The 3,463-nt window shown below is 42.8% G+C and carries 3 protein-coding genes; 2 read left to right on the plus strand and 1 reads right to left on the minus strand.

Features of this window, described 5'->3' with window-relative positions; all coding sequences use genetic code 11:
* Positions 1-189: 189 nt before the first annotated feature.
* Together pepB and AB4238_RS08285 are read left to right on the plus strand one after the other, a co-directional pair.
* The gene (gene pepB / locus AB4238_RS08280; protein WP_372032802.1) at positions 190-1,467 is read left to right on the plus strand and encodes an aminopeptidase PepB; all 1,278 of its coding nucleotides are present in this window, start codon (positions 190-192) and stop codon (positions 1,465-1,467) included.
* 227 nt (positions 1,468-1,694) lie between these two features.
* Complete coding sequence (locus AB4238_RS08285) at positions 1,695-2,597, plus strand: winged helix-turn-helix domain-containing protein (protein WP_372032804.1); 903 nt, start codon at positions 1,695-1,697, stop codon at positions 2,595-2,597.
* 468 nt (positions 2,598-3,065) lie between these two features.
* Here the strand turns inward: AB4238_RS08285 and AB4238_RS08290 are convergent, their stop codons facing one another.
* Positions 3,066-3,377: a hypothetical protein gene (locus tag AB4238_RS08290; protein ID WP_372032806.1), complete on the minus strand. Its 312-nt coding sequence runs from the start codon at positions 3,375-3,377 to the stop codon at positions 3,066-3,068.
* Between the last annotated feature and the right edge of the window lie 86 nt (positions 3,378-3,463).

Below are 3,463 nucleotides of genomic sequence, written 5' to 3' on the forward strand. Positions count from 1 at the left end.
TACGGTAAAGAATCGAACATAAACTAAGCTCGAACGATCAACCGCTGCTAATACTGGCTCTTGAGTACTCTAGAATATCTTCATTGATTACTGGCTTTAGAAATCAACAGCAATCCAGTAAACTCAGCTGAAAATAATAAGCGAGTCGAGGGCGTCACTGCTTATCGATTCATATTCTAAGGACCGAAAATGACGGATTTAATGAAAGTTACCCTCACTCAAGATGCACCCGCTGCACATTGGGGTAAAGCCAATGTTACTTTCCAAAATGATGTGGCCTCTATCCATATCAAAGCCGGTGACACTCAGCGCCAAGTTCAACAAGCTGCACGTAAACTACAAAGTCAGGGAGTGAGTGCAGTTGCTCTGCAAGGAGAGTTATGGACTGTTGACGCTCAGTGGGCTTTTGCTCAAGGTTTTGCTACCGCGAGAACTAAGCCGCAAATTCAGTGGGCTGGCAATGACGAAACAAAAACATTGCTCGCTAACCGCCTAGAAAGCGCAAGCTTTGCTCGTCACCTAATTAATGAAACGCCTGAAAACTTGTCACCAATGGTATTAGCAACGCAAGCCGCTAAATGGTTGAGTGATATTGGTGGTGATAAAGTAAGTTACCGTATTATTGAAGGTGAAGCATTACTAGAGCATCAATGGATAGGTATTCATGCCGTTGGCCGAGGTAGTGAGCGCCCGCCAGCTTTGCTAGAAGTCGATTTTAACCCACTAGCTGAAGACGCTGATGTAGCGGTTGCACTGGTAGGTAAAGGCATTACTTTCGACTCTGGTGGTTACAGCATTAAAGGCTCAGAAGGCATGTTAGGCATGAAGTGTGACATGGGCGGCGCAGCGACTGTTACTGCAGCGTTGGGCTTAGCAATTAAGTCAGGGCTTAATAAGCGCGTTAAACTATTTTTGTGTTGTGCTGAAAACTTAATCAGTGGCCACGCATACAAGTTGGGCGATATCCTTACCTACAAAAACGGCGTTACTGTTGAAGTGGTAAACACCGATGCTGAAGGCCGTTTAGTATTAGCCGATGGTTTGCAAGCTGCATCAGAAACCGGTGCACCGTTAATTATTGATGCCGCGACGCTAACAGGCGCTGCAGTGATGGCTGTGGGAACTAACTACAATGCTATTTTCTCGCCTCAAGCGGAAGTACTGGCGTTGGCTCAACAAAAAGCAATTGCAGCGGGTGAGCGAGTATGGCCGTTGCCACTAGACCCTTGGCACATGGATAACTGCCCAAGTCCCTATGCGGATACGGCTAATAGTCGTGCAATGAAAGGTGGTGGAGCAGGCGGCGCATCCAACGCTGCTGGTTTCCTATGGCGCTTTGTTGCCCCAGAAGCTAACTGGTTACATATTGATTTAGCCTCTGCATTTTCGGATTCGGGAGATGCTCTATGGGCTGCGGGTGCAACCACACATGGTGTACTGACTATTGCTGGTTTATTAGAAGGCTAAAACAGTAATCGCTAAACTATAGCCACCTTAAAATAGGTGGCTTTTTAGTATTAACAACACTAAGGTCTAAGCCCTTTTAAAAGTGTTCCTCTTTAGCTTTACTATTTAAGCGATATTCTGTTGAATTTTAATCGTAGTGAAGCCAATTATGCTGAAAACAGTCTTTGCCAAACCCTTTTTATTGTTGCAGTATTGTTAATCGGTGCTTCTGTATTGGTTTGTCGTCCATGAAATTAAGTTTTAGCGAATTTACCATCGATAGTGAAGTTACGGAGCTACAGGTAAATGGCAATGTTTTTGCCCTTGATGAGCGTAACATTGCGCTTATCCAACTGCTTGCTAACCATTATCCTGAACATTGTTCAAAGCAGGATTGTTTAGATAATATTTGGGTTGGCACTGTTGTATCAGACATGTCTTTGTCCAAGTTGGTATCTGATACACGAAAAATATTTAGTAAGGCTGGATATTCCGGGCCACTTATTCAAACGGTTCATGGCCGAGGGTATCGGCTTGAACATGCATTGGGTAAACAGTTGTCAAAAGTACAACCTGCGGCCAAGCCTACAATCACACCTCAAGATGAGCCATTATCAGCTCCTTTTGTCGAGCGCGGTAAACGTCCTGCACTAACTTCTTGGTGGGAAGTTTTTGCTAAGGTGTTGGTAGCACTACTTTTGGTGCTCGGCTTAATATTTCAGTGTTGGCAAAGTAATGATCATCAACATGAGCCAACGCCCACGGCGCGCAATCTCAATTATAGCGAACCCAAAGCAGCGTTAGGTCGAGTATTGTGGGTTGACGATCATCCAGAGAATAATTTAGTTGAGAAGGCTTATTTGGAGTCTAAAAACGTTGGCGTTTATACCACTGTTACCTCAGAAGAAGCGCTTATGTTGCTATCCATGTATAACTATCAAGCGATCATTTCAGATATGGGACGGCATGGGGATTCGTTGGCAGGTTTGAAGCTGTTACAGGCGGTGCGCGCTGGTGGCTACGATACTGACTTTTATCTATATACCTATATTGAATCACCTGGAGTGAGCGAAGCTATCTTTGAGGGCGGCGGTCAAGCTGTTGTTATTGATAGTGATGCACTATACCAGTTGGTATTAGCTCACTTTTAGACTCCTTTACTTCACTTTGTGGCACTGTTTATGAGTGCTGTAACGTGTAGGCGGTTAATTATTGTTTTCTACTTAACAAACCCACCATCAATGCAAGCCATAGTCATTAACTATCAACTGTTTGAGCCTCGATTCAGTCTATTGAATTTAACTAAAAACAATAATTCTGGAAAAAAAAGCTTAAGTTTATATTGTTGATTTTAATTAGTTTAATCTCAATTCACAATCTTTCAAACAAATTCAAGTTATCTCAATGGGCAATCATCAATGCCTATGGTATCTATATGTTTAACAAGTGATTAAAGCTTTAGCGCAAAACCTTCCTTGATAGTTTAGTACGCCAAAAGTGATGGTGTATCAGATTAAGCAGTATTAATAGTTCTTCGATTAGCCACCTACGCTTAGGTGGCCTTTTTTTGCGTCGAAATTGGCTTTGATGGAGTTAACTAAAAAAGGGTATTAAAGTTGTTAGTCAGAAAAACCATCATGAATAAACAGATGCTTAGTTTGATTAAAGCTTGCTTCGCTACAGTTTACAAAATCAATAGCATACTGCGCATTGTCTAAGCGAAACTTCACTATTTTTGCTATCTCATACTCGTTCATCACGATATTCATCGCTTCTTGCGTCCACTCTGGCTCACCTTTACCAATCACAACTTCAGGCGGATCGTAATGAGTCACCATCCAGTTTTGCAGCTCTTCTGCTGTGATCTTGCCCTGTTTCCAAGAGGATAAAAGCTCGGTTAATTGCAGTTTGGTAATCTCAGATGTTGTCATGACTTGTTCCTATCAGTGCTAATGCGGCATAGCTTAGCCTAATTTTACCAAGCTCAACAGCGGGCTTAGGCGTTATACCAATTGCA

Origin of the sequence: Shewanella sp. 10N.286.45.A1 (assembly GCF_041470405.1) — a bacterium.
In the GTDB taxonomy this organism is placed as follows: domain Bacteria; phylum Pseudomonadota; class Gammaproteobacteria; order Enterobacterales; family Shewanellaceae; genus Shewanella.